Below are 22978 nucleotides of genomic sequence, written 5' to 3' on the forward strand. Positions count from 1 at the left end.
CGTGTCCGTCGACGTGACTGTGGTCTTGCCCTGCCTCGATGAGGAGGAGTCGCTGCCAGCCGTGCTGGCCGCTATCCCGGCCGGCTATCAGGCACTGGTGGTGGACAACAACAGCACCGACGGCACCGCCGCGGTGGCGGCCCGGCACGGCGCGCGGGTGGTCGCCGAACCACGGCCCGGCTACGGTGCCGCGGTACACGCGGGAGTGGTTGCCGCGACCACACCCATCGTGGCGGTCATCGACGCCGACGGCTCGCTGGATCCGGGCGATCTGCCCAGGCTGGTCGAGGAGTTGGACCGCGGCGCCGACATGGTCACCGGCCGGCGCCGCCCGGTACCCGGCCTGCACTGGCCGTGGGTCGCCCGGGTGGGTACCGAGGTGATGAGCTGGCGGCTGCGCACCCGCCATCGTCTGCCGGTGCACGACATCGCGCCCATGCGGGTGGCCCGGCGCGAGGCGCTACTCGAACTGGGTGTCGCCGACCGGCGGTCGGGTTATCCGCTGGAGCTGCTGGTGCGCGCCGCGGCCGCGGGCTGGCGGGTGGTGGAAGTCGATGTCAGCTACGGCCCGCGCACGGGCGGCAAATCCAAGGTGAGCGGGTCGCTGCGCGGCAGCGTCACTGCGATCCTGGATTTCTGGAAGGTGATCTCGTGACGGTGCCGGTCACGGTCCTGGTCGTCGCCAAGGCGCCCGAGCCGGGGCGCGCCAAGACTCGGCTGGCGGCGGCCGTCGGTGACCGCGTTGCCGCCGAGATCGCCGCCGCCGCGTTGCTCGACACGCTGGATGCGGTGGCCGCGGCCCCGGTGGCCGCGCGAATGGTCGCCCTGACCGGCGATTTGACCGCCGCGGCCAGTGCCGACGAAATCCGGCAACGGCTGGAGTCTTTCACCGTCGTCGAGCAGCGGGGCGAGGACTTCGCCGACCGCCTCGCGAACGCCCATGCCGACGCCGGTTGCGCGGGTTATCCGGTACTGCAGATCGGGATGGACACGCCGCAGGTGAGCGCCGAGCTGCTGTCGGATTGCGCGCAACGGTTACTGAAGACGCCGGCCGTGCTGGGAATGGCGACCGACGGCGGCTGGTGGGTGCTCGGGTTAAGCAATCCCGCCGCCGCTCAATGTCTGCGCGGGGTGCCGATGTCGCAGCCGGATACCGGTGATCTGACGCTGAAGGCATTGCGCGACAACGATGTCGAGGTGTCGTTGCTGCAGCGGCTGGCTGACGTCGACGTCATCGACGACGTGGCGGCGGTGCGCCGGGCCTGCGGACCGGACAGTCGCTTCGCGCGCATCACGCGCGCGCTGGGCTGACTCGCTACCAGTTCGTGAAGATGACGCTGTTGAGCAGCAGTGCTCCGGTGGCATTGAGCGCCAGCCACATCCGATGCGAGCGGGCCGGCAGCAACACCGGCGCCGCGGTGAGCCACACCGTGAACGGCAGCCAGATCCGTTCCGTCTCGGCCTTGCTCAGCATGCTCAGGTCGGCGCAGACAATCGCGGTCAGCGCGGCCAGCAAAAGCAGGTGCAGGCCGCAACGGCGACGGATCGCCGCCTTGTCGAATACCCGGCTGATCCCCGCGACGGAACCCAATCCGATGGAGCAGACCACACACGCCAGGTTGGCCCAGCTCCAGTACGCAAAGGGCCGATCTTTCGCGATGCCCTGCCAATAGCGTTGCTGCACCAGGTTGTAGCCGTCGAACCAGAAGAATCCCGCCACCGCGAAGGTCACCGCCACCGCTACCGCCGCCAGCACGGCGGGCCCCAGCGCCCGCAACACCGCCCGCCAGTGCTGCGCCGAGATCAGCACCGCCAGGGCCGGCAACCCGATCAGCACCAGGCCGTAGCTGAGGAAGATCCCCCAGCCGAGCACCAGTCCCGCTGCCGCCCCGAACAGCGCCGGGTGGCGCACCCGGCCGTGCACGGCCACCACCAGCAAAGCGATGCCCCAGGCCGCCACCCCGGCGAAGTATCCGTCGGCCGATACCGCAACCCAGATCGCCGTCGGGGCCACCGCGACGAACGGGGCCGCGCGGCGCGCGGTGTTCTCGTCCGACAGTGCCCGGATGGTGACCAGCACGGCCGCCGCTGCGCCGGAGCCCACCAAGAGGCACCACAAACCGGCCCAGGCCCCGCCGTGCAGGCCGATGCGGTCCAGCCACACGAATGTCAGCAGCGCGCCCGGCGGATGCCCGGACACGTGGGTGGTCCAGGAATCCGGCTGGAAGTCGACGATCCGGCCGGCGAATGTGCGCAGCGTCGCGGGAATGTCATGGACGCCGGGCACTTCCCACAAGTATTCGTCCCGGGTGGTCAACCGGCCCGCGAAGCCGCGCTGCCAGCCGTCGATCATCGCCAGCGAAAACGCCCACGCCGCCGCCGTCGCCCAGCTGCCGGCAACCAGCATCCGCCAGGAAACCCGTTGCGCCACAGACGGGCCCCACCAGACGGTGGCCGCCGCGATGAGGATCGCGGCCACGGTACCCCAGCCGGCGTGGATGTCCCAGTAGCCGAAGATCGGGGCGGCACCGGCACGCATGGCGAACCGTTCCAAACCGATGTCCGAGCGGGGCTTGACGCCGATGTTCAGCCGGGGCAGCACGAACGCGGCGGCCACCAGCATCGCCGCGGCCGTGACCGCAAACATCTCCCGGCGGGCGATTTTCACAGCAGCAGCCTATTGGCCGAACCGCTGCACCAACGCCCGGCGGTCGACCTTGCCGATGCCGCGGCGCGGCAGCTCGGCGACCACATGCAGCTCACGCGGTGCGGCGGTGGCGTCGAGGGTGCGCGCGACATGGGCGCGCAATTCCTCGAGCGTCGGCGGCGCCGAATTGCCACCGATCACGACGGCGGCGACCACCCGCTGGCCCAGGCGGGCGTCGTCCAGCCCGAACACCGCACAGTCGCCGACCGCGGGGTGGGTGCACAGGGCGGCCTCGACGAGTCCCGGCAGCACCGTCAATCCGCCGGTGCTGATCGCGTCGTCGACCCGGCCCAGCACCGTCAGCACACCCGAATCATCGACGGAACCAAGGTCATCGGTGACAAACCAGCCCGCCGTGAACGGGTTGGGATCGACCGGGTTGCGGTAACCTTTGGCCAGGGTGACGCCGCCCAGCACGATCCGGCCGTCCGGGCGTACCCGCAGTCCGACCCCGTCCAGCGGAACGCCGTCGTAGACACAACCGCCCGCCGTTTCGCTCATCCCGTAGGTACGGACCACCGTGATGCCGGCCGCGGCGGCGGCATCGAGCACCGGTCGCGGCGCCGGTCCGCCGCCCAGCAGGATGGCGTCCAGCTCGGCGAGTGCATCCGTGGCGGCGGGGTCGGCCAGTGCCTTGGCCAGCTGAGCGGCCACCAGCGCGGTGTACCGCCGTCCAGAACCCAGACGGCTTATGGCAGTTGGCAACTCGCTGACATCGAAGCCACCGGACACATCCAGCTCGACCGGCTCAGCACCCGCGAGGGCACTGCGGATCAGCACCTGCAACCCGGCGATGTGATACGGGGGTACGGCGAGCAGCCAGCGGCCCGGTCCGCCGAGACGCCGGTGGGTGGCGGCTGCGCTCGCGGTCAGTGCGGCTGCCGTCAGCAGCGCCCCCTTGGGTGCGCCGGTGGTGCCCGACGTCGTCACCACCAAGGCGACATCGTCGTCGATCTCCTCACCCACCCGTAAGGCGCGCGCCATGGACTCGACCTCATGCTCCGGCACGGCGACGAGCGCGGAATCCCTGCCGTCGAGAACTCGGTGCAGGGCGGGCAGCAGCTGCCGGGTCGCCGACCCGGGTGCGACCTGCAGGGCCCGCAGGACCGCTATGCGTGCTCTCCGTTGTCGCGCGCGTTATCCAGCGGCCAACCCTGGACGGCAAGTCGCTTCCGGACGCGCTCGACGTCCTCGGGGGCGGGCAGTTCGTCGGTCAGCTGGGTGATCGCGACGCCGATGTCAATGTTGTCGATGTCCAGTTCGCCGCGCCGGGTCAGTTCGTTGGCCACCGTGACGATTTCGTCATTGGTCAGGCGCCGCGCCAGCAACGCGAGCACGGCAAAGGAATCCGTCGGCGGAATGCCGTCCGGGTATCCCGCGCGCAGCCACGAGACGATTGAACTCAGAAATCGGTTCATTGTGCGACCAACTTACCCCCCGCGCCGACCCCAAAACCTGCCTGACGAGGACTCCTCGTTACGGTTTGGCGCCCAGGAACGGATAGTGCGTGTGGTGGGCGATGAAGTCTCTGGCGATGTAGAGCACGCCCACGACGACCACCACGAGAACGAGCGCGTAAATAGCCCACGCGATGGCCACCAGCAACGGGCGTTGCCTGCCGTCGGGCCCGCTAGAGTCCAGGCCGCCGCTGCCGGCGGCCTGCAGTCGCACGCCCAGGGCGAACAGTCCCGGTAGTGCCGCGCCCGCGAGCAGGCTGAAAACCAGGATCTTGCCCGTGGCTTCGTAGTTGAACCAGCCGTTCATGAGACGTTCCGGGCGGGGACCTGGCCGTCGGAGCCGGATTGCCGCACCGGAGGCGTCGTCCGGTCCGGGGGCACGTCCGGGGGCGGATTAGGGCCCGGATCGGGTGGTGGCGGCAGTTCCTCCGCGTTGTCCAGGCCAGCGGTCAGATGACCCTCCCAGTCGGCGTTGACGTTGCTGTGGTCGACCTTCACCCGGCGCGACCGCAGATAGATGGCTGTCGAGACCGCGACCAACAAGGCGAAGCCGACGATCGCGCCCGGGTAGCCGCCGATGAGGTGCACGATCCAGTAGGTGAGCGCGCCGACGAGCCCCGACAGCGGGAGAGTGACCAGCCATGCGGTCGCCATCCGGCCGGCCACCCCCCAGCGGACTTCGGCTCCGGGCTTGCCTACCCCGCTGCCCAGTACCGACCCGGTGCAGACCTGCGTCGTGGACAGCGCGTAGCCGAAATGGGCTGACAGCAGAATCACTGCGGCCGAAGATGATTCGGCGGCCATCCCTTGCGGCGACTGGATTTCGACCAGTCCCTTGCCCAGCGTGCGGATGATCCGCCAGCCGCCCAGATAGGTGCCGGCCGCCATGGCGACAGCGCAACACACGATGACCCACAGGGGTGGCATGGACGCGGTCCTGCTGACCGACCCGTAGGACATCAGGGCCAGGAAGATCACGCCCATCGTCTTCTGCGCGTCGTTGGTGCCGTGCGCGAGCGAGACCAGCGACGCCGAGCCGATCTGGCCGCGGCGGAACCCGGCCTCGGTGCGTTGGCCGGAGACGCCGCGAGTGATCCGGTAGACCAGCCAGGTCGCCGCCGCGCCGACGACTATCGCCAGCAATGCCGCGATGACGGCCGGGATGATCACCTTGGAGACCACGCCCTTCCAGATCACGCCGTGTCCGCCGACCGCCGCGATGGTGGCGCCGACGATGCCGCCGATCAGTGCGTGGGAGGAACTCGACGGGATGCCGAGCAGCCAGGTCAGCAGGTTCCAGACGATGCCGCCGACCAGCCCGGCGAACACCAGCTCCAGCGTGACCAGGCTCGCGTTGATCAAGCCCTTGGCGATAGTCGCCGCCACCGCCGTGGACAGGAAGGCGCCGATCAGATTCAGCGCGGCCGAGAGCGCCACCGCAGCCTTCGGCGCGAGCGCGCCGCTGGCGATCGAGGTCGCCATGGCGTTGCCGGTGTCGTGGAATCCGTTGGTGAAGTCGAACGCAAGTGCGGTGATCACGACGATGATCAAAAGGAACAGCTGGATGTTCACAGGCCCTGATTCTTGTGGTCGGAGTAACCCTTGTCGAACGAATGACTAGGGGAAATGCAGGAATATCGCGAGTCGTTGCCGAATGTTACCGATCAATTCACCTTCGGTTCGTCCCCGCTCACTGCCGGGTGTCCGTGCGTAGCGGGTGACCCACGGGGACCTCGATGAAGATCAGCGTGACCCCGTCGGGGTCGGTCACGTGCATCTCGCGCAGACCCCACGGTTCCTGGCGCGCCTCGCGCGCGATGGGCACCCCGCGGCCCCTCAGTTCCTCCTGCGTTGCGGCCAGATCGCGCACCTGCAGCCACAGCGCGCCGGGGAACGGCCCCCTAGAATGGTCAGGCTCGTCGTAGCCGGTCAGCTCCAGCAACGACTGACCGGCGAAAAAGACTGTGCCGGCGCCATATTCACGGGCGATCGCCAGCCCGATCTCGTCGCGGTAGAACGCCAGCGAGCGTTGATAGTCCGCCGGCCGGAGCAGCATCCGGCTCGCCAGGATCTCCATGCTCTCGTGTCTAGCACCTGGTGCGCAGGGTTGCCACGCCGGGACCGGTCAGATCGTCGCACGCCGCGCGCCGGCCGGTCATGGCCAACAGCAACGCCGGCAGCGGGCCCTCGACCGCCTCGCCCTGCCCGTGCCGCCAGTCCTCGTCGGTGGCGTGCAGGGCCAGACCGGCGATGCGCTTCTTGGCGCCGCTGAGCATGTTCGAGCCCTTGTAGAAGTCGATCACCTGCCGAACCGCGCCCGGCGGGTAGGTGTGCGCTATGCCCAGCGGGCGCCGGATGTCGGCGCCGTGGATCACGATCTCGCCCAGCCAGGACGTCTTGGGGCCCGGCGGTGCAGAGGTGGAGTGTTGCAGGCTGCGAAAGTCGGCCAGGGTGGCGGCCGGGTCGGCGCCGCGATGCTTGGCCATCTCGCCCTTGGAGAAGTTCGCGAAGTTGAATCCGGCCCTGGCCATGCCGGCGAAGAACTTCACCGGGCTCATCGAGGCGGTCGCGGACAGGTGCGCGACGACGTCGCGCACCGTCCATCCCGCGCACAGCGATGGCGTCTCCCACTGGGCCGGGGTCAGCGCAGCCAGGTCGTCGGCAAGGGCACCGCGTTCGGCGGCGATGGTCGTCCAGATATCGGTCATCGGGATCCTTCCTGGCTCAGCCGTGCTGGTTGTTGCGTCTTTGCATCAACGTGTTGACCCAACGGGGCCCGACGGTGTTGAGCGCCTTGGCCGCAATCGCCATCCGGGGTGCGATCTGCACCGGCCGGGTGCGGGCGGCGGTGATCATCCACTCGCCCGCCTCCTGCGATGTCAGCGCGGGCATCCCGTCGTACGCCTTGGTCGGGGCGATCATCGGGGTGGCGACCAGCGGGTAGTACAGCGCCGTCGAGTGCACGCCCTTGGGGCCCCACTCCGTTTCGGCGATCCGGGTCACCGCGGTCAGGGCCGCCTTGGAGGCGTTGTAGACCGAGAACAGCGGCGCGGCCTCGTTGAGCACGCCCCAGGTGGAGACGTTGATGATGTGCCCGTCGCCGCGGTCGATCATGCCCGGCGCCAGGCCGCGGATCAGCCGCAGCGGCGCGTAGTAGTTGAGCACCATGGTGCGTTCGACGTCGTGCCAGCGCTGCAGCGATTCGGCCAGCGGACGGCGGATGGACCGGCCGGCGTTGTTGATCAGAATGTCGATGCCGCCGATGCGCTGTTCGACCTCGGTGACCAGGGCATCGATGGCATCCATGTCCGAGCAGTCGCAGGGCATCGACATCGCCGCCCCGCCGGTGGTGGTGATGCGGTCGGCGAGTTCGTCCAGCAGGTCCTGACGCCGGGCGACGACGACCACGATGGCCCCGCGCTCGGCGAACTGTGCCGCCGCCGCTGCCCCGATGCCCGACGAGGCTCCGGTGAGCAGGATCCTTTTGCCGCGCAGCTCGACGGGCTTGATCGCCGGCCGGTTGAGCAGCACCTGAGGCGCTATCGGCGGGCGCATGCTGGCCAGCACGATCTGGTCGGACAGGCGGCGCAGCGGACTCTTGCTCACGGTGGGAGTTTAGGCGGGCGCCGAATGACGTCTTCGGCCGCGACCTGGCGGCGCCTTCGCCGAGCCTGAGCTCCTGCAAATTCCGCCGCGCTCAGAAGTAGCGCGGGAACGGGCTCCAGTCCGGCGGCCGCTTCTCCAGGAAGGCGTCGCGGCCCTCCACGGCCTCGTCGGTCATGTAGGCCAGCCGGGTGGCCTCTCCGGCGAAGAGCTGCTGGCCCACCAGGCCGTCGTCGAGCAGGTTGAACGCGAACTTCAGCATCCGTTGTGCCTGAGGCGATTTGGCGTTGATCTCGGCCGCCCACTGCACGGCCACCGTCTCGAGCTTGCCATGGTCGACGACCTCGTTGACCGCCCCCATGTGGTGCATCTGTTCGGCGGTGTAGGCCCGGCCCAGGAAAAAGATCTCGCGGGCGAACTTCTGGCCCACCTGACGGGCCAGATAGGCACTGCCGTAGCCGCCGTCGAAGCTGCCGACGTCGGCGTCAGTCTGCTTGAAACGCGCATGTTCACGGCTGGCCAGGGTGAGGTCGCAAACCACGTGCAGGCTGTGCCCCCCGCCGGCCGCCCACCCGTTGACCAGGCAGATCACCACCTTCGGCATGAACCGGATGAGCCGCTGCACCTCGAGGATGTGCAGACGGCCGGCGCGCGCCGCGTCGACGGTGTCCGCGGTGTCGCCGCTGGCGTACTGGTAGCCGCTGCGCCCGCGGATGCGTTGGTCCCCGCCGGAGCAGAACGCCCACCCGCCGTCCTTCGGCGAGGGCCCGTTACCGGTCAACAACACCACTCCCACATCCGGCGACATCCGCGCGTGGTCGAGCACCCGGTAGAGCTCGTCGACGGTGTGGGGCCGGAAAGCGTTGCGCACCTCGGGACGGTCAAACGCGACCCGTACCGTCGCGTCGTGCACGTGGCGGTGATAGGTGATGTCGGTCAAATCGTCGAAGCCGTCGACGACTCGCCACTGCGCTGCGTCGAAAGGTTTGTCGCTCAAGGCTCTTGGACTCCATCCTGGTCGATGTTGCGCTCGCCGCAACTGATCGTCTGGGCGGTCGTCACCACGGGGTCGTACGCGGACGTGGCCGTCAGGGTATCGGATCTCCCGGTGGCGGCCCGGATCCCGGTCACGTCGATCTCGGTTCGCCGCACGGTCCATTGGCTGCCGCTGCCCAGCGCCTGCAGCGCGACGATATGCGGGCCGTCGCCGACGTCATCGCAACCCACTCCGGTGCCGTTACCCGTCAGGTTCTCCAGGTCGAAGACGAACGGCCTGCCGTAATGGGTGTCCAAGACGGTCTGCAACCGGCAGTCGACGAATGCGTACAGCGGCGCGCTGCGACCCAGGCTGGCGATCACCTGGTGGCCGCCCTGCACGTCAACCGCCAAGGCGCGCAGCGGTATCGGGCTGGCTGAGGAGACGGGAACGTCGCTGTTGGCCCCGCTGGCGGTGACGACGCCGACGGCCCGCGTCATTGCCCCGTCCGCAGTCTGCCATTTTCCGACCCACAGGGTGTCGGGCAGGCCGTCCCCGTCGACGTCGCCGATCTGCCGGGTGGCGGCACCGGGTGGGGGAGTGCCGCCGTCGGGCGCACATCCCGGTGCGGCCACCGCGGGCGGCGCCCCGGTCAGGCAACCACCCGCGGCAAGCGCCAAGGCGATCAGTGCGCGCAGCATCAGGTGTCGAAGCGGAAGACCGCACAGCGCCCCGCCAGCGCCTCGAACTCCTCAGGGCGCCCGTCTTCGACGAGGCCGGCGCGCTTCATGAAGCTCACACCGGTCGGCACTTCGGTGGGGAACGCCCGCAATACCGGCCTGGCGTCGTAGGCCGAGAGCTCGACCAACCGGACGCGTTCGCTCTTACGGCCGCGGGTGAGCGTGACTTCGCTTGCGGCCCTGACGTTTTTCACCCAGTCGGCGCCCGGGAAACCGGCTACGACGTATTGCTGGCCGTCGAAGTTCATCGGCGTGATCGGTGTCGATCGGGGTTTGCCGGACTTGCGGCCGGGCACCGTCAACACGACCGGGCTCTCACCGCCGAAGCTGATCCCCAGCTTCGACATCTGGATGAACACCTTGTTCAGCGGCTTGAACCACCAGGGCGGCTTGATGTGCTCGCTCATGACCGCCAGCGTAACCAGGGTCGCCCACCGTGAAGCCAGCTTCACGGTGGGTAGCCGGTCAGCCCACGGCGCGGCCGGCGCCCTCCCAGAACCGCGCGCGCACCGCCTTCTTGTCGGGCTTGCCCAGCCCGGTCAACGGCAGCGCATCGACGACGACCACGCGTTTGGGGGATTGCACCGAGCCCTTGCGCTCCTTGACCGCGGCCTGGATCTCGGCCGTCATCGTCTCGATCGATGCCTCGTCACGGGCGGCGTCGGCGCGCAGCACCACCACCGCGGTCACGGCCTCACCCCACTTGTCGTCGGGTGTGCCGACCACGCACGTCTGTGCGACGGCCGGGTGCTCGGCGATGACGTCCTCGACCTCCCGCGGGAAGACGTTGAAGCCGCCGGTCACGATCATGTCCTTGACCCGGTCGACGATGTAGTAGAAGCCGTCTTCGTCCTCGCGGGCCATGTCGCCGGTGTGCAGCCAGCCGTCCTTGAAAGCTTCGGCCGTCGCTTCCGGCTTGTTCCAGTAGCCGGCCGCCAAAAGTGGCCCGCTGACACAGATTTCACCCGGCTCACCCTGCGGTACCGGTTTGCCGTCCTCGCCGAGCAATGCCACCCGGGCGAACAGCGTGGGACGCCCACACGAGGTCAGCCGCTTCTGGTCGTGGTCGGCCTTGGCCAGGTAGGTGATCACCATCGGTGCCTCGGACTGGCCGTAGTACTGGGCGAATATCGGGCCGAAGCGGCGGATCGCCTCGGCCAGGCGCACCGGGTTGATCGCCGAGGCGCCGTAGTAGACGGTCTCCAGCGACGACAGGTCGCGGGTGTGTGAGTCCGGGTGGTCCATCAGCGCGTACAGCATCGAGGGCACCAGCATGGTGGCCGTAATGCGTTGTTCCTCAATGACTCTCAGCACCTCAGCCGGGTCGAACTTGGCCAGCACCACCATCTCGCCGCCCTTGACCACGGTGGGGGTGAAGAATGCCGCACCGGCGTGCGACAACGGTGTGCACATCAAGAACCGCGGGTGCTCGGGCCATTCCCATTCCGCCAGCTGTATCTGGGTCATGGCGGCGATGTTGCCGGTGGTGCCGATCACGCCCTTGGGCTTGCCCGTGGTGCCGCCGGTGTAGGCCATGCCGCCGATGTTGTCCGGCGGGAGGTCGGCCACCACCAACGGCTTGGGCTCGAACTTGGCCGCCTCCGCGGACAGATCCACCGCCACCCCGCGCAACGCCTCGGGCACCGGGCCGATGGTCAGGATCTGCTGGAGCGAGTCCACCTTCTCCAGCAACCCGAGCGCGCGCTCGACGAACATCGGGTTGGGGTCGATGATGAGCGCGCTGGCACCGGAGTCGGAGAGGACGTAGGCGTGGTCATCCAGGGATCCGAGTGGGTGCAGGGCGGTACGCCGATAACCCTGTGTCTGACTGGCTCCGAGGATCATCAGGACTTCGGGGCGGTTGAGCGACAGCAGTCCGACCATCACGCCGGAACCGGCGCCGAGGGCCTCGAATGCCTGCACGTACTGGCTGATCCGCTCGGCGAGCTGACCACCGGTCAGCGTGGTGTCGCCGAGGAAGAGCACCGGCCGGTTCTTGTGGCGCTTGAGTGCGCCAGCCAGCAGGTGGCCGTTGTGGGTCGGGTTGCGCAACAAATCGACACTCATGGCGCCGCTCCTCCTCATCGCTTCGTCCCCCGCCAGCGGGAGGTGCCCCCACTGCATCGTCGCTGGCGCGACTCATGAAGCAAGACTAGAACGTGTTGCAATTCGGCTTTTTCGCGCCCTCGGTCAGTAGGATTTGCCCACATGAGCGCAGCTGACACGGTCATCACCGGAACCGTACTGACCGTCGACGAAAACCGCCCCACCGCCGAGGCGCTTGCCATCGCCGACGGCCGGATCATCGCCGTGGGGGAGCGGACCGACGTCGCGCAGTTCATCGGACCGGACACCCAGACCATCGACGTGGGCGACGGCTGCGTCATGCCGGGATTCGTCGAGGCGCACGGACACCCCCTGATGGAGGCCATCGCCCTCTCGGACCGGATCATCGACATCCGGCCGGTCACCATCCGCGACCCGGATGAGGTCGTCGACACCATCCGGCGAGAAGCCGCCCGCCGCGGAGCCGACGGCGCCTACCTCAACGGTTGGGACGCCCTGCTGCAACCTGGCCTGCCCGACCCCACGCTGAGCTGGCTGGACGACATCGCCCCGGACGGCCCGCTGGTGATCATTCACAACTCCGGCCACAAGGCGTACTTCAACTCGCGTGCCGCTGAGCTCAACGGCCTCACCCGCGACACGCCCGACCCCAAAGGCGCCAAGTACGGCCATGATGCGAACGGCGATCTCGACGGCACCGCCGAGGAGATCGGCGCCGTGTTCCCGCTACTGGGCGGAGCTGTCCAAGCCGGCAGCTATCCGGACATGCTGCGCGCCGAGTGTGCGCGCCTGAACCGCGCGGGCCTGACCACCTGTTCGGAGATGGCTTTCGACCCGAAGTTCAAGCCGTTGGTCGAGCAGTTGCACAACGACCTGACGGTGCGACTGCGGACCTACGAGGTTTCCAACGCGCAGATGGCCACCGATGCCACCCCGGGCGAGGGCGACGACATGCTGCGCCAGGTTGGCATCAAGATCTGGGTGGACGGCTCGCCGTGGATCGGCAATATCGCGCTGTCGTTTCCGTACCTGGACACCGCGGCCACCCGCTCGGCCGGCATCACGCCCGGCTCCTGCGGCTGCGCCAACTACACGAAGGAGCAGTTGACCGAGATCGTCGGCGCCTACTTCCCGAACGGCTGGCAGATGGCCTGCCACGTGCAGGGCGACGCGGGCGTGGACACCATCCTCGACGTCTACGAAGAAGTGCTGCAGCAGCATCCGCGCGACGACCATCGGTTGCGACTCGAGCACGTCGGCGCCATCCGGCCCGAGCAACTGCAGCGCGCCGCCGCGCTCGGGGTCACCTGCAGCATCTTCGTCGACCAGATCCACTACTGGGGCGACGTCATCGTCGACGGGCTGTTCGGGCCCGAGCGCGGCTCCCGCTGGATGCCCGCCGGCTCCGCCGTAGCCACCGGGATGCGCATCTCGCTGCACAATGACCCGCCGGTGACGCCCGAGGAGCCGCTGCGCAACATCAGCGTGGCCGCGACCCGGGTGGCTCCCTCCGGACGGGTGCTGGCCCCGGAGGAGCGGCTCACGGTTGAGCAGGCGATCCGGGCGCAGACCATCGACGCCGCCTGGCAGCTGTTTGCCGACGACGTGACCGGCTCGCTGGAGGTGGGCAAGTACGCGGACCTGGTGGTGCTGTCTGCCGACCCGCGCACGGTTCCTCCCGAGCAGATCGCCGACCTGCAGGTGCGCGCGACATTCCTGGCCGGTAGGCAGGTCTACGGGCAGTGATGCCTGACCTGCAGGATCTGCTGGACCGCCTGCACGTGGTGGTCCTGCCCATGCGGGTGCGGTTCCGCGGCATCACCACCCGCGAACTGGCGTTGATCGAAGGCCCCGCCGGCTGGGGCGAATTCGGTGCGTTCGTCGAATACGGCCCGCCCGAGGCGGCGCACTGGCTGGCATCGGCGATCGAGGCGGCTTACCGCGAGCCACCGCCGGCGCGGCGCGACCGCATCCCGATCAATGCGACGGTCCCGGCCGTCGACGCCGCCGAGGTGCCCGACGTGCTGGCCCGATTCCCCGGCGCCCGCACCGCCAAGGTGAAGGTCGCCGAGCCGGGGCAGGGCCTGGCCGACGACGTCGAGCGGGTGAACGCGGTGCGGGAGCTGATGCCGACGGTGCGGGTGGACGCCAACGCCGGCTGGAGCGTCGAGGAAGCGGTTCGGGCGACGTCGGCGCTGACCGCCGACGGCCCGTTGGAATACGTCGAACAGCCCTGCGCCACCGTCGCCGAACTCGCCGAGCTGCGCCGCCGGGTCGAGGTGCCGATCGCCGCCGACGAAAGCATCCGCAAGGCCGACGATCCGCTGGCCGTCGTCCGTGCCGGTGCCGCCGACATCGCGGTACTCAAAGTTGCTCCGCTGGGCGGAATTTCGGCGATGCTCCGGGTCGCCGAGCAGATCGACATCCCGGTCGTGGTGTCCAGCGCGCTGGACTCGGCCGTCGGCATAGGCCTTGGTCTGGCTGCCGCAGCCGCCCTGCCGGACCTGCGGCACGCCTGCGGGCTGGGGACCGGCCGGTTGTTCGTCGACGACGTGACCGAGCCGGTGGCGCCGGTCGAGGGGTTCCTTTCGGTCGGGCCGGTGATACCCGATCCGGCTCGGCTGCAGGCGCTGCGGGCGCCGGCGGATCGGCGTCAGTGGTGGATCGACCGGGTCAAGGCCTGTTACCCGTTGCTTGTACCGTCGATCGGGTGATCAACCTGGCTTACGACGACAAGGGGACCGGTGAGCCGGTTGTCTTCATCTCCGGTCGCGGTGGTGCCGGGCGCACCTGGCACCTGCACCAGGTTCCGGCGTTCCTGGCGGCCGGGTATCGCTGCGTCACCTTCGACAATCGCGGCATCGGCGCCACCGAGAACGCCGAGGGTTTCACCACGGCGACCGTGGTGGCCGACACCGCGGCCCTGATCGAATCCCTCGGTATCGGCCCGGTGCGCATTGTCGCGGTGTCGATGGGCTCCTATGTCGCGCAGGAACTCATGGTGGTCCGCTCTGAACTCGTGAGTTCGGCGGTTTTGATGGCCACCCGCGGCCGATTGGACCGCACCCGCCAGTTCTTCCATCAGGCTGAGGCGGACCTCGGTGCGGCCGGCGTCGGGCTGCCCGCCACCTACGACGCGAAGACCCGGTTGTTGGAGAACTTCTCCCGCAAGACGCTCAACGACGACGCGGCGATCGCGGACTGGATCGCGATGTTCAGCATGTGGCCGACCAAGCTCACTCCCGGCTATCGCTGCCAGCTGGACATCGCTCCGCACACCAACCGGTTGCCGGCCTACCGCAACATCGCCGCTCCGGTCCTGGTGATCGGCTTCTCCGACGATGTCATCACGCCGCCGTACCTGGGCCGCGAAGTCGCCGACGCGCTGCCCAACGGCCGCTACCTGCAGATCCCCGACACCGGACACCTGGGGTTTCTGGAGCGGCCGGAGGCGGTCAACGCCGCGATGCTGAAGTTCTTTGCCGGCAACTGAGGCGTCAACCCGAGATCCTCGGTGATAACCGAGTCTGCGACCAGTGCTGGCTTCATAGGTGCGGACACACGCGAGACGCAGTCCCGATGCCACCGGCGCAGCCTCGGCGAAGCCGAAGATGCTGGTGTGGCGAATGTGCCGTGCCAGCCGATGACAACTGCCGGTTGTGACACCCTGTAGAGGTGAACCCCTCGACGACTCAGGCCCGCGTCGTCGTCGACGAATTGGTCCGCGGCGGCGTCCGTGACGTGGTGCTGTGCCCCGGCTCGCGCAACGCGCCGCTGGCGTTCGCGCTGCAGGACGCCGACCAGGCCGGTCGGTTGCGCTTACACGTGCGCATCGACGAACGCACCGCCGGCTATCTGGCGATCGGGCTGGCCATCGGGGGGAACGCGCCGGTCTGTATCGCCATGACGTCGGGCACCGCGGTGGCCAACCTCGGCCCGGCCGTGGTCGAGGCCAACTACGCACGGGTCCCGCTGATTGTGCTGTCCGCCAACCGGCCGTACGAACTGTTGGGGACCGGCGCCAACCAGACGATGGAACAACTCGGCTATTTCGGCTCACAGGTGCGCGCGACCATCAGCCTCGGGCTGGCCGAGGATGCCGCCGAGAAGTTGCCCGCGCTCAACGCCACCTGGCGTTCGGCAACGTGCCGAGTGTTGGCGGCGGCCATGGGTTCCCGTACCGCCAATGCCGGTCCCGTGCACTTCGACATCCCGCTGCGCGAACCTCTGGTGCCCGACCCCGAGCACATGTATGCGCCCACCCCGGCGGGCCGCCCCGACGGTCGGCCGTGGACCTACACGCCGCCGGTCACCTTCGATCAGCCGCTCGACATCGACCTCACGCCCGACACCGTGGTCATCGCCGGTCACGGCGCCGGTGTGCACCCCAACCTGGCGGCGCTGCCGACCGTCGCCGAGCCCACGGCGCCGCCGGCGGCCAACCCGCTGCATCCCCTCGCGCTGCCGCTGTTGCGACCGCAGCAGGTGATCATGCTGGGCCGCCCGACCCTGCACCGCCCGGTGTCGGCGCTGCTGGCCGACTCCGCGGTGCCGGTGTTCGCGCTGACGACGGGACCCCGTTGGCCCGACGTGTCAGGCAACTCCCAGGCCACCGGCACTCGGGCGGTGACCACCGGCGAGCCCGACCCGGGGTGGTTGCGCCGTTGCGCCGAGCTCAACCAGCAGGCCGTCGCCGCTGTGCGCACCCAGCTGGCCGAGCACCCGTTGACCACCGGCCTGCATGTCGCGGCGGCGGTCGCCGCTGCGCTGCGGCCCGGCGACCAGCTGGTATTGGGCGCGTCCAACCCGGTGCGCGACGCGGCGCTGGTCGGCGTAGACACCCGGGGCGTTCGGGTGCGGTCCAATCGCGGGGTCGCCGGGATCGATGGCACCGTGTCCACCATCATCGGGGCCGCGCTGGCTTTCGAACGCATCGGCAATCCGCACGACCCACCGCGCACCATTGCGCTGATCGGTGACCTCACCTTCGTGCACGACAGCTCGGGGCTGTTGATCGGGCCCACCGAACCCACCCCGCGGCAGCTGACGATCGTGGTGTCCAACGACAACGGCGGCGGCATCTTCGAACTGCTCGAGCAGGGCGACCCGAGGTTCTCGGACGTGTCCGCCCGGGTCTTCGGCACCCCGCACGACGTCGATGTCGGCGCGTTGTGCCGCGCATACCACGTGGAAAGCCGGCAGATCGAGGTGGACCAGCTGGCCGCCGCCCTCGACGAGCCCGGCGCCGGCATGCGGGTACTCGAGGTGAAAGCGGACCGGTCTTCGCTGCGGCGGCTGCACGCAGCGATCAAGGCGGCGTTGTGAGAAAAGCCGTCGGATCGCTGAAGTGCTTGCTGCGCATGATGATTCACGGCAGCACCGAGGAGTTGCCGGACACTCGCCCGCGGATGGTGGTGCGGTGGGCGCGGATAGCGGTGTTCATCGTCGTCCTTCTGGTCACCCTGCAGTCGGTGCTGCTGGTGGCCGGAGCGTGGCGCAATGACCTGGCGATCCAACGCAGCATGGGAGTCGCGCAGGCCGAGGTGCTCAGCGCCGGGCCACGGCGTTCCACCATCGAGTTCGTCACCCCCGACCGCATCACCTATCGGCCGGAACTCGGCGTGTTGTATCCCTCCGAACTCGCCACCGGCATGCGGATCTACGTCGAATACAACAAGAAGGACCCCAACCTGGTCCGGGTGCAGCACCGCAACGCCGGTCTGGCGATCATTCCGGCCGGGTCCATCGCGGTGGTGGCCTGGCTGATCGGTGCCGCCGCGTTGATTCTGCTGGCGGTGCTGGACAAGCGGCTGAATAAAGCCGATACGTAAGGCCGAGCAGATTTCGCGTCGCGTATCCCCGGCGGCAACCTGGCCGACAGCGGGTCCTGCCACTGTGGTGGCGTGCGCGTAGCAATCGTCGCCGAGTCGTTCCTCCCGCAGGTCAACGGTGTGAGCAACTCCGTGGTCCGGGTGCTCGAGCATCTGCGTCACACCGGCCACGAAGCCCTCGTCATCGCCCCGGACAACCCGCCCGGTGAGCCCCGTGCCGACCGCCTGCACGACGGTGTTCGGATCCACCGGACGCCGTCGCGGATGTTTCCCAAAGTGACCACGCTGCCGCTGGGCGTGCCCACGCCGCGAATCCTTCGCGTGCTGCGCGGCTTCGATCCCGATGTGGTGCACCTGGCCTCACCGGCGCTGCTCGGCTACGGCGCACTGCTGGCCGCGCGCCGGCTCGGGGTTCCGACGGTCGCCGTCTACCAAACCGACGTTCCGGGTTTCGCGGCGAGCTACGGCATTCCGATGACCACCCGGGCGGCGTGGGCGTGGTTCCGCCATTTGCACGCCCGCGCCGACCGCACCCTCGCGCCGTCCACGCCGACCATGGAAGCCCTTGCCGCGCAGGGCTTTCCGCGGGTACACAAGTGGTCGCGCGGCGTCGACCTGATTCGGTTCGTGCCGTCTGCCCGCGACGAGACGCTGCGGCGCAGGTGGTCTCCGGACGGCAGGCCGATCGTCGGCTTCGTCGGTCGCCTCGCGCCGGAGAAGCACGTCGAACGGCTCGCGGTGCTGGCCGCCGGCGGTGCGGTGCAACTCGTCATCGTCGGCGCCGGTGTCGACCGCGTCAAGTTGCAGAAGTCAATGCCCACAGCCATATTCACGGGCGCGCTGTACGGCGACGAGCTCGCCGCGGCGTATGCCAGCATGGACGTTTTCGTGCATCCCGGCGAACACGAGACGTTCTGTCAGGTCGTGCAGGAAGCGCTGGCGTCGGGGTTGCCGGTAGTGGCCCCCGACGCCGGCGGACCGCGCGACCTGGTATCCCCTTGCCGCACCGGCCTTTTGCTGCCGGTCGCGGAGTTCGAGTCGCGGCTGCCCGGGGCCGTCGACCACCTGCTGGCCGAACGGCAGCGCTATTCTCAGGCCGCCCGGCGCAGCGTGCTCGGCCGCAGCTGGTCGGTGATCTGTGACGAACTGCTCGGCCATTATGAGGCGGTGTTGTCACCGGCTGCCCGGGCGCAGGCGCGCCCACGCCGCCGGGCCTGAACCCGTCGCGGCGCTGCCTCCGGCGGCGCGGTCCGCCGCCCACCCGGTGACGTCAGGTGCCCGAGTTCCGATTGGCCGGGTAGCGTTTGGAGTCGTGAGCCGCGCTGACCTCGACAAGGATCCCCGGGATGTCGCGTCGATGTTCGACGGGGTCGCCCGCCGATATGACATCACCAACACCGTGCTCTCGCTGGGTCAGGACCGGTTTTGGCGGCGCGCCACCCGCTCCGCACTGAAGTTGGGTCCGGGGCAGAAGGTGCTCGACCTGGCCGCCGGCACCGCGGTGTCGACGGTCGAGTTGGCGAAGTCGGGCGCATGGTGCGTGGCCGCCGACTTCTCGGTCGGCATGCTGGCCGCGGGCAGCGCCCGCAACGTGCCCAAGGTGGCCGGCGACGCGACTCGGCTGCCGTTCGCCGACGACGTCTTCGATGCGGTCACGATCAGCTTCGGGTTGCGCAACGTGGCGGATTTTCCCGCCGGTCTGCGCGAGATGGCCCGGGTCACCAAGCCCGGCGGCAGGCTGGTGGTGTGCGAGTTCTCCACTCCCACCAGCCCATTGTTCGCCACCGCGTACAAGGAGTACCTGATGCAGGCGCTGCCGCGGGTGGCGCGGACGGTGTCCAGTAACCCCGACGCCTACGTCTATCTGGCGGAGTCCATCAGGGCCTGGCCGGACCAGGCGACGTTGGCGCAGGAGATCACGCGGGCGGGTTGGTCGGCGGTGCGGTGGCGCAATCTGACCAGCGGCATCGTGGCACTGCACGCCGGGTACAAGCCGCTCTGACGCGAGGCTCGGTGCGGCCGGCGCCCTAAGTGCCCGCGCGCTGCAGGAAGCCGACCTGCTCCGGGCAGTAGTGGTCGAGCGCCGCGCCGAGGAACTGGAACGCCTGACCCTGGGTGGTGCCCAACGGCAGATTGCGCTGCAGGAAGGTAGCGGATTTGTAGGGGTCCTTGTCCACCCCGCGCTCGATGCGCTGACAGCTGATCTTGCCCAGCCAGGCGTTGTAGTCCTGCGGGCCGTAGATGCCGTAGGTGTGCAGCTGAGCGTTGAAAGGGGCGTCATAATCGTCGGCCTGGGCAGGCGCCGCCAATGCGATAGCGGCGACCGCCACGGCCGCGAAAGCACCCAGCCTCCATGCCTTCATTAGGCGGACTATACACCGGCCACTGGGTCGGTGATCAGCCAAGATGAGCGGACAGCAGCCACGCGCTCACCGACTTGCGTCCGTCGGGTTCGTCGTGGGCCTCGAAGCCGGGCAGCTCGGGCGCGTCGGGGGGAACCTGAGCGTGGATGCGGGCGGGTCGGATGTCGTCGATCACCCAGTACTTGCCGACGACCTCGCGCAGCTCTTCCTCGGTGACAGCGTTGACGGGTCCCTGGGACAGCGCGGCCTTGTCGAAGACCAGGACGAAGTAGGACGCGCCCGGGGCTGCGGCGCGCACGATCGACTGCTGATAGCCCTCGCGCAGCTCGACCGGCATCGAGTGAAAAAGCGTGCTGTCCACGATGGTGTTGAACCGCCCGTCCGATCCGGCCGGGTAGCTGGCGAAGTCGCTGATGTCGGCGACCGCGAAGCTGGCGTTGCGCAGGCCTCGCCGCTGCGCCTCGGCCTTGGCCAGCTCGATCGCGGTGGGTGAGGCGTCCAGGCCGAGGGTGGTGTGCCCGCGCTCGGCCAGGGCCAGCGAGATGGCGCCCTCTCCGCAGCCCGCGTCGAGGACATTGCCGTGAAACTTGCCCCCATCGATGAGAGCGGCCAGCTCAGGCTGTGGTTCCCCCAGGCTCCACGGGGGCCGGACGCCCTCGCCGAGCTGGGCGGATTCGCCCCGGTAGGCCTGTTCGAATTCGAAATCCACTGGTGAAGTCATGCCCCAATGATATCAACCTACCTGATATATGTCAACCAGCCTGATATAGCGAGGGGCGCCCCGGTGGCGCTCACCCCGGTGGCGCTCACCCCAGTGGCGCTCACCCCAGGGGCGCGAGCAGACGCAAAATCGCACGGCATCGCGTCATTCCGTGCGATTTTGCGTCTGCTCGGCACCCTTGCGTCTGCTCGGCACCCTTAGCTGAACGGCGGTCGCCGGTCGATCAGCCGCGACATCCGACCGCCGCCGCGCCATACCCGCGCCACCCAGTCCGCATCCTCGTCGGTAACCAGGTTGCCCATCACCCGCACGGCGATGCGCATCAGCATGTTGGAGCGCATCGCGATCGGACCGGCCGCCGGGAGGAACCGCTGGAAGGTCAGCAGCAGGGCCAGCCGGCGTGCCACGGAGAAACCGCGGGCATAGTGGTCGGTCAGCAACGACGGCCAGAGACGGGAGAAGTCGGACGCCCCCAGCATCTCGGCGGCCAGCCGGCCGGTCTCCAGCCCGTAGTCGATGCCTTCCCCGTTGAGCGGGTTGACGCAGGCCGCGGCGTCGCCGATCAGCATCCAGTTCGGGCCGGCCACACCCGATACCGCCCCGCCCATCGGCAGCAACGCCGACGCCACCGCGCGCGGCGGCCCTTCGAATCCCCACTCGTCGCGCCGCAGGTCGGTGTAATACCGGATCAGCGGCCGCAGCGAAAGATCGGCCGGACGCTTGGTGGTCGACAGCGCCCCCACGCCGATGTTCACTTCGCCGTTGCCGAGCGGGAAGATCCAGCCGTAGCCCGGCAACACGGCGCCGTCGGGGGAGCGCAGTTCCAGGTGCGACGTCAGCCATGGGTCGTCGCTGCGCGCGGTCGCCAGGTACCCGCGGGCCGCCACGCCGTACACCGTCTCCTGATGCCAGCGCCGGCCCAGCTTGCGGCCCAGCGAGGAGCGTGCGCCATCGGCGACAATCAATCGGTCACACCTGACCTCGCTGCCATCGGCCAACGTCAGGGACGTCACGCGCCGCGACGAATCATGATGCGTTGCAACGACTTTAGTTCCCAGCAACATGCGCGCGCCGGATTTCTCGGCGACCTTGCGGATCTGTTCGTCAAGCTCCAGGCGGGCCACCGCGCTGCTGTGAGACGGGAACGATCGATCCGGCCACTGCACCTTCACCTCACCGCCGAAGCCGCTCAGCCGCAGGCCGCGGTGCTGGATGCGGCCGGACAGCCAGTCGGCCAGCCCAAGCCGCTCGAGCTCGAAGATCGCGCGGGGCGTCAGCCCGTCGCCGCAGGCCTTGTCGCGGGGGAAGCCGGCCGAGTCGATGACCAGGACATCCCGGCCCGTCCGGGCGGCCCAGGCCGCCGCCGCCGCGCCGGCCGGTCCGGCGCCCACCACCACCACCTGGGCGCGCAGGCCTCTGGGGACTACATTCTCCACGTCCCCCAGTATGTTGGTCCAATGAGGACTCCGGCGACGGTGGTGGCGGGCGTTGACTTCGGCGACGCCGGTTTCGCCGCGACTGTGCGTGACGGTGTCGCCCGTGTCGAGCAGCTCATGGACGCTGAGCTGCGGGGTTCCGACGAGGTGATGACCGAGTCCCTGCTGCACCTGTTCCTGGCCGGTGGCAAGCGGTTCCGCCCCCTGTTCACGGTGCTGTCCGCGCAGACCGGGCCGGACCCGGACAACCCGGACGTCACCCTGGCCGGCGCGGTGGTGGAGCTGATCCACCTGGCGACGCTGTATCACGACGACGTGATGGACGAGGCCGCGGTCCGCCGCGGCGCGCCCAGTGCCAACGCGCGCTGGGGCAACAACGTGGCCATCCTGGCCGGTGACTATCTGTTGGCGACGGCGTCGCGGTTGGTCTCCCGGTTGGGCCCACAGGCAGTGCGCATTGTCGCGGATACGTTTGCCGAGCTGGTGACCGGCCAGATGCGGGAGACACGCGGTACTCCGGCCGGCGTCGACCGCATCGAGCAGTACCTGCGGGTGGTGCACGAGAAGACGGGCAGCCTGATCGGCGCCGCAGGCCGGTTCGGTGGCATGTTCTCCGGCGCCGACGGCGAGCAGATCGAACGGCTGAGCCGGTTGGGCGGCATCGTCGGCACCGCTTTCCAGATCGCCGACGACATCATCGACATCGACAGTGAGTCCGACGAATCAGGCAAGGTGCCCGGCACCGACCTGCGCGAAGGGGTGCGGACCCTGCCGATGCTGTACGCGCTGCAGCAGACCGAGCCCGAAGGCGCAAGACTGCGCGAGTTGCTGGCCGGGCCCATCCTCGACGACGACGAGGTGCTCGAGGCGCTCGCCCTGCTACGGGCGTCGTCGGGCATGGCCAAGGCAAAGGAGACGTTGGCGGGGTACGCGGCCCGTGCGCATCACGAGCTGGACCTGCTGCCCGAATCTCCCGGCCGCACGGCACTGCAGGCACTGGTCGACTACACCGTCAGCCGGCAGGGTTGACCAGGTTCGAACCGAACGGAACCTGAACCGTCCTCCCGGGCGTTGATC

Annotated in this window: 25 protein-coding genes and 1 pseudogene; 10 read left to right on the forward strand and 16 right to left on the reverse strand. The window is 69.0% G+C overall.

Features of this window, described 5'->3' with window-relative positions; all coding sequences use genetic code 11:
• Position 1: 1 nt before the first annotated feature.
• Both AC5Y7D_RS17965 and AC5Y7D_RS17970 read left to right on the forward strand, forming a co-directional pair.
• Positions 2–655, forward strand: a complete 654-nt coding sequence (locus tag AC5Y7D_RS17965) for a glycosyltransferase (RefSeq protein ID WP_499926332.1) — start codon at positions 2–4, stop codon at positions 653–655.
• A 2-nt stretch (positions 656–657) separates the two neighbouring features.
• Positions 658–1311, forward strand: a complete 654-nt coding sequence (locus tag AC5Y7D_RS17970) for a TIGR04282 family arsenosugar biosynthesis glycosyltransferase (RefSeq protein ID WP_499926528.1) — start codon at positions 658–660, stop codon at positions 1309–1311.
• A gap of 4 nt (positions 1312–1315) precedes the next feature.
• On the opposite strand, the gene AC5Y7D_RS17975 is transcribed toward AC5Y7D_RS17970, so the two are convergent.
• The 13 genes and pseudogenes from AC5Y7D_RS17975 to AC5Y7D_RS18035 all read right to left on the reverse strand — a co-directional run.
• Positions 1316–2668 (reverse strand): hypothetical protein, encoded by a 1353-nt coding sequence (locus AC5Y7D_RS17975; RefSeq protein WP_499926334.1) that lies wholly within the window; start codon positions 2666–2668, stop codon positions 1316–1318.
• Positions 2669–2677: 9 nt separating this feature from the next.
• Positions 2678–3757: an o-succinylbenzoate--CoA ligase gene (menE, locus tag AC5Y7D_RS17980; RefSeq protein WP_499926529.1), complete on the reverse strand. Its 1080-nt coding sequence runs from the start codon at positions 3755–3757 to the stop codon at positions 2678–2680.
• 59 nt (positions 3758–3816) lie between these two features.
• Positions 3817–4125 carry a DUF3349 domain-containing protein gene (locus tag AC5Y7D_RS17985; protein ID WP_499926336.1) on the reverse strand — a complete coding sequence of 103 codons (309 nt, stop codon included), beginning with the start codon at positions 4123–4125 and terminating at the stop codon, positions 3817–3819.
• 58 nt (positions 4126–4183) lie between these two features.
• The gene (locus AC5Y7D_RS17990) at positions 4184–4471 is read right to left on the reverse strand and encodes a hypothetical protein (protein WP_499926338.1); all 288 of its coding nucleotides are present in this window, start codon (positions 4469–4471) and stop codon (positions 4184–4186) included.
• Entirely contained in the window at positions 4468–5736 is a 1269-nt protein-coding gene (locus tag AC5Y7D_RS17995; protein WP_499926340.1) for an inorganic phosphate transporter, read from the reverse strand. The genes AC5Y7D_RS17990 and AC5Y7D_RS17995 overlap by 4 nt, the downstream gene beginning before the upstream one ends.
• A 118-nt stretch (positions 5737–5854) precedes the next feature.
• Complete coding sequence (locus AC5Y7D_RS18000) at positions 5855–6241, reverse strand: VOC family protein (RefSeq protein WP_499926341.1); 387 nt, start codon at positions 6239–6241, stop codon at positions 5855–5857.
• 10 nt (positions 6242–6251) lie between these two features.
• Positions 6252–6872 carry a maleylpyruvate isomerase family mycothiol-dependent enzyme gene (locus AC5Y7D_RS18005; RefSeq protein ID WP_499926343.1) on the reverse strand — a complete coding sequence of 207 codons (621 nt, stop codon included), beginning with the start codon at positions 6870–6872 and terminating at the stop codon, positions 6252–6254.
• 16 nt (positions 6873–6888) lie between these two features.
• Positions 6889–7770 carry an SDR family oxidoreductase gene (locus AC5Y7D_RS18010; RefSeq protein ID WP_499926345.1) on the reverse strand — a complete coding sequence of 294 codons (882 nt, stop codon included), beginning with the start codon at positions 7768–7770 and terminating at the stop codon, positions 6889–6891.
• Positions 7771–7861: 91 nt separating this feature from the next.
• Positions 7862–8764, reverse strand: a complete 903-nt coding sequence (locus AC5Y7D_RS18015; protein WP_499926347.1) for a 1,4-dihydroxy-2-naphthoyl-CoA synthase — start codon at positions 8762–8764, stop codon at positions 7862–7864.
• Positions 8761–9444, reverse strand: coding sequence for a hypothetical protein (locus AC5Y7D_RS18020; protein WP_499926348.1), 684 nt, complete (start codon positions 9442–9444; stop codon positions 8761–8763). Before AC5Y7D_RS18020 ends, AC5Y7D_RS18015 begins: the two co-directional genes overlap by 4 nt.
• Positions 9444–9890, reverse strand: a complete 447-nt coding sequence (locus tag AC5Y7D_RS18025) for a nitroreductase family deazaflavin-dependent oxidoreductase (protein WP_499926349.1) — start codon at positions 9888–9890, stop codon at positions 9444–9446. The genes AC5Y7D_RS18020 and AC5Y7D_RS18025 overlap by 1 nt, the downstream gene beginning before the upstream one ends.
• Before the next feature lie 58 nt (positions 9891–9948).
• On the reverse strand, positions 9949–11550 hold the full coding sequence (gene fadD8, locus AC5Y7D_RS18030; RefSeq protein ID WP_499926350.1) for a fatty-acid--CoA ligase FadD8: 1602 nt from the start codon (positions 11548–11550) through the stop codon (positions 9949–9951).
• Between the two features lies 1 nt (position 11551).
• Positions 11552–11620: pseudogene (locus AC5Y7D_RS18035) on the reverse strand (16S rRNA (guanine(966)-N(2))-methyltransferase RsmD); the annotation flags it as partial.
• 71 nt (positions 11621–11691) lie between these two features.
• On the opposite strand from AC5Y7D_RS18035, the gene AC5Y7D_RS18040 reads away from it, so the two are divergent.
• From AC5Y7D_RS18040 to AC5Y7D_RS18070, 7 genes are all read left to right on the forward strand, one after another.
• Positions 11692–13296 (forward strand): amidohydrolase, encoded by a 1605-nt coding sequence (locus tag AC5Y7D_RS18040; RefSeq protein WP_499926352.1) that lies wholly within the window; start codon positions 11692–11694, stop codon positions 13294–13296.
• A complete protein-coding gene (locus AC5Y7D_RS18045) occupies positions 13296–14264 on the forward strand; it encodes an o-succinylbenzoate synthase (protein ID WP_499926354.1) in 969 nt (322 codons plus the stop codon). Before AC5Y7D_RS18040 ends, AC5Y7D_RS18045 begins: the two co-directional genes overlap by 1 nt.
• Complete coding sequence (locus AC5Y7D_RS18050) at positions 14261–15043, forward strand: alpha/beta fold hydrolase (protein WP_499926355.1); 783 nt, start codon at positions 14261–14263, stop codon at positions 15041–15043. The genes AC5Y7D_RS18045 and AC5Y7D_RS18050 overlap by 4 nt, the downstream gene beginning before the upstream one ends.
• A 182-nt stretch (positions 15044–15225) precedes the next feature.
• Entirely contained in the window at positions 15226–16875 is a 1650-nt protein-coding gene (menD, locus tag AC5Y7D_RS18055) for a 2-succinyl-5-enolpyruvyl-6-hydroxy-3-cyclohexene-1-carboxylic-acid synthase (protein WP_499926357.1), read from the forward strand.
• A gap of 35 nt (positions 16876–16910) precedes the next feature.
• Entirely contained in the window at positions 16911–17381 is a 471-nt protein-coding gene (locus AC5Y7D_RS18060) for a DUF3592 domain-containing protein (RefSeq protein ID WP_499926531.1), read from the forward strand.
• A 72-nt stretch (positions 17382–17453) separates the two neighbouring features.
• Positions 17454–18599: a glycosyltransferase family 4 protein gene (locus tag AC5Y7D_RS18065; RefSeq protein WP_499926358.1), complete on the forward strand. Its 1146-nt coding sequence runs from the start codon at positions 17454–17456 to the stop codon at positions 18597–18599.
• Positions 18600–18693: 94 nt separating this feature from the next.
• Positions 18694–19383 carry a demethylmenaquinone methyltransferase gene (locus AC5Y7D_RS18070; RefSeq protein WP_499926360.1) on the forward strand — a complete coding sequence of 230 codons (690 nt, stop codon included), beginning with the start codon at positions 18694–18696 and terminating at the stop codon, positions 19381–19383.
• A 25-nt stretch (positions 19384–19408) separates the two neighbouring features.
• On the opposite strand, the gene AC5Y7D_RS18075 is transcribed toward AC5Y7D_RS18070, so the two are convergent.
• From AC5Y7D_RS18075 to menJ, 3 genes are all read right to left on the reverse strand, one after another.
• Positions 19409–19744, reverse strand: coding sequence for a DUF732 domain-containing protein (locus AC5Y7D_RS18075; protein WP_499926362.1), 336 nt, complete (start codon positions 19742–19744; stop codon positions 19409–19411).
• Positions 19745–19778: 34 nt separating this feature from the next.
• A complete protein-coding gene (locus AC5Y7D_RS18080; protein WP_499926364.1) occupies positions 19779–20465 on the reverse strand; it encodes a class I SAM-dependent methyltransferase in 687 nt (228 codons plus the stop codon).
• A 197-nt stretch (positions 20466–20662) separates the two neighbouring features.
• The gene (gene menJ / locus AC5Y7D_RS18085) at positions 20663–21877 is read right to left on the reverse strand and encodes a menaquinone reductase MenJ (RefSeq protein WP_499926533.1); all 1215 of its coding nucleotides are present in this window, start codon (positions 21875–21877) and stop codon (positions 20663–20665) included.
• Between the two features lie 45 nt (positions 21878–21922).
• Between menJ and grcC1 the strand changes: the two genes are divergently transcribed.
• A complete protein-coding gene (gene grcC1 / locus AC5Y7D_RS18090) occupies positions 21923–22930 on the forward strand; it encodes a nonaprenyl/(2E,6E)-farnesyl/geranylgeranyl diphosphat synthase (protein ID WP_499926366.1) in 1008 nt (335 codons plus the stop codon).
• Positions 22931–22978: the final 48 nt, after the last annotated feature.

It is taken from the genome of Mycobacterium sp. NGS49, from assembly GCF_059812565.1.

What these genes read in the sequence shown, in the direction of transcription:
- AC5Y7D_RS17985 (WP_499926336.1), bottom strand. Translation starts at nt 4,125, where the DNA reads ATGAACCGATTTCTGAGTTCAATCGTCTCGTGGCTGCGCGCGGGATAC.
- AC5Y7D_RS17990 (WP_499926338.1), bottom strand. Translation starts at nt 4,471, where the DNA reads ATGAACGGCTGGTTCAACTACGAAGCCACGGGCAAGATCCTGGTTTTC.
- AC5Y7D_RS18000 (WP_499926341.1), bottom strand. Translation starts at nt 6,241, where the DNA reads ATGGAGATCCTGGCGAGCCGGATGCTGCTCCGGCCGGCGGACTATCAA.
- AC5Y7D_RS18005 (WP_499926343.1), bottom strand. Translation starts at nt 6,872, where the DNA reads ATGACCGATATCTGGACGACCATCGCCGCCGAACGCGGTGCCCTTGCC.
- AC5Y7D_RS18020 (WP_499926348.1), bottom strand. Translation starts at nt 9,444, where the DNA reads ATGCTGCGCGCACTGATCGCCTTGGCGCTTGCCGCGGGTGGTTGCCTG.
- AC5Y7D_RS18025 (WP_499926349.1), bottom strand. Translation starts at nt 9,890, where the DNA reads ATGAGCGAGCACATCAAGCCGCCCTGGTGGTTCAAGCCGCTGAACAAG.
- fadD8 (WP_499926350.1), bottom strand. Translation starts at nt 11,550, where the DNA reads ATGAGTGTCGATTTGTTGCGCAACCCGACCCACAACGGCCACCTGCTG.
- AC5Y7D_RS18040 (WP_499926352.1), top strand. Translation starts at nt 11,692, where the DNA reads ATGAGCGCAGCTGACACGGTCATCACCGGAACCGTACTGACCGTCGAC.
- AC5Y7D_RS18045 (WP_499926354.1), top strand. Translation starts at nt 13,296, where the DNA reads ATGCCTGACCTGCAGGATCTGCTGGACCGCCTGCACGTGGTGGTCCTG.
- AC5Y7D_RS18060 (WP_499926531.1), top strand. Translation starts at nt 16,911, where the DNA reads ATGATGATTCACGGCAGCACCGAGGAGTTGCCGGACACTCGCCCGCGG.
- AC5Y7D_RS18075 (WP_499926362.1), bottom strand. Translation starts at nt 19,744, where the DNA reads ATGAAGGCATGGAGGCTGGGTGCTTTCGCGGCCGTGGCGGTCGCCGCT.
- AC5Y7D_RS18080 (WP_499926364.1), bottom strand. Translation starts at nt 20,465, where the DNA reads ATGACTTCACCAGTGGATTTCGAATTCGAACAGGCCTACCGGGGCGAA.
- grcC1 (WP_499926366.1), top strand. Translation starts at nt 21,923, where the DNA reads ATGAGGACTCCGGCGACGGTGGTGGCGGGCGTTGACTTCGGCGACGCC.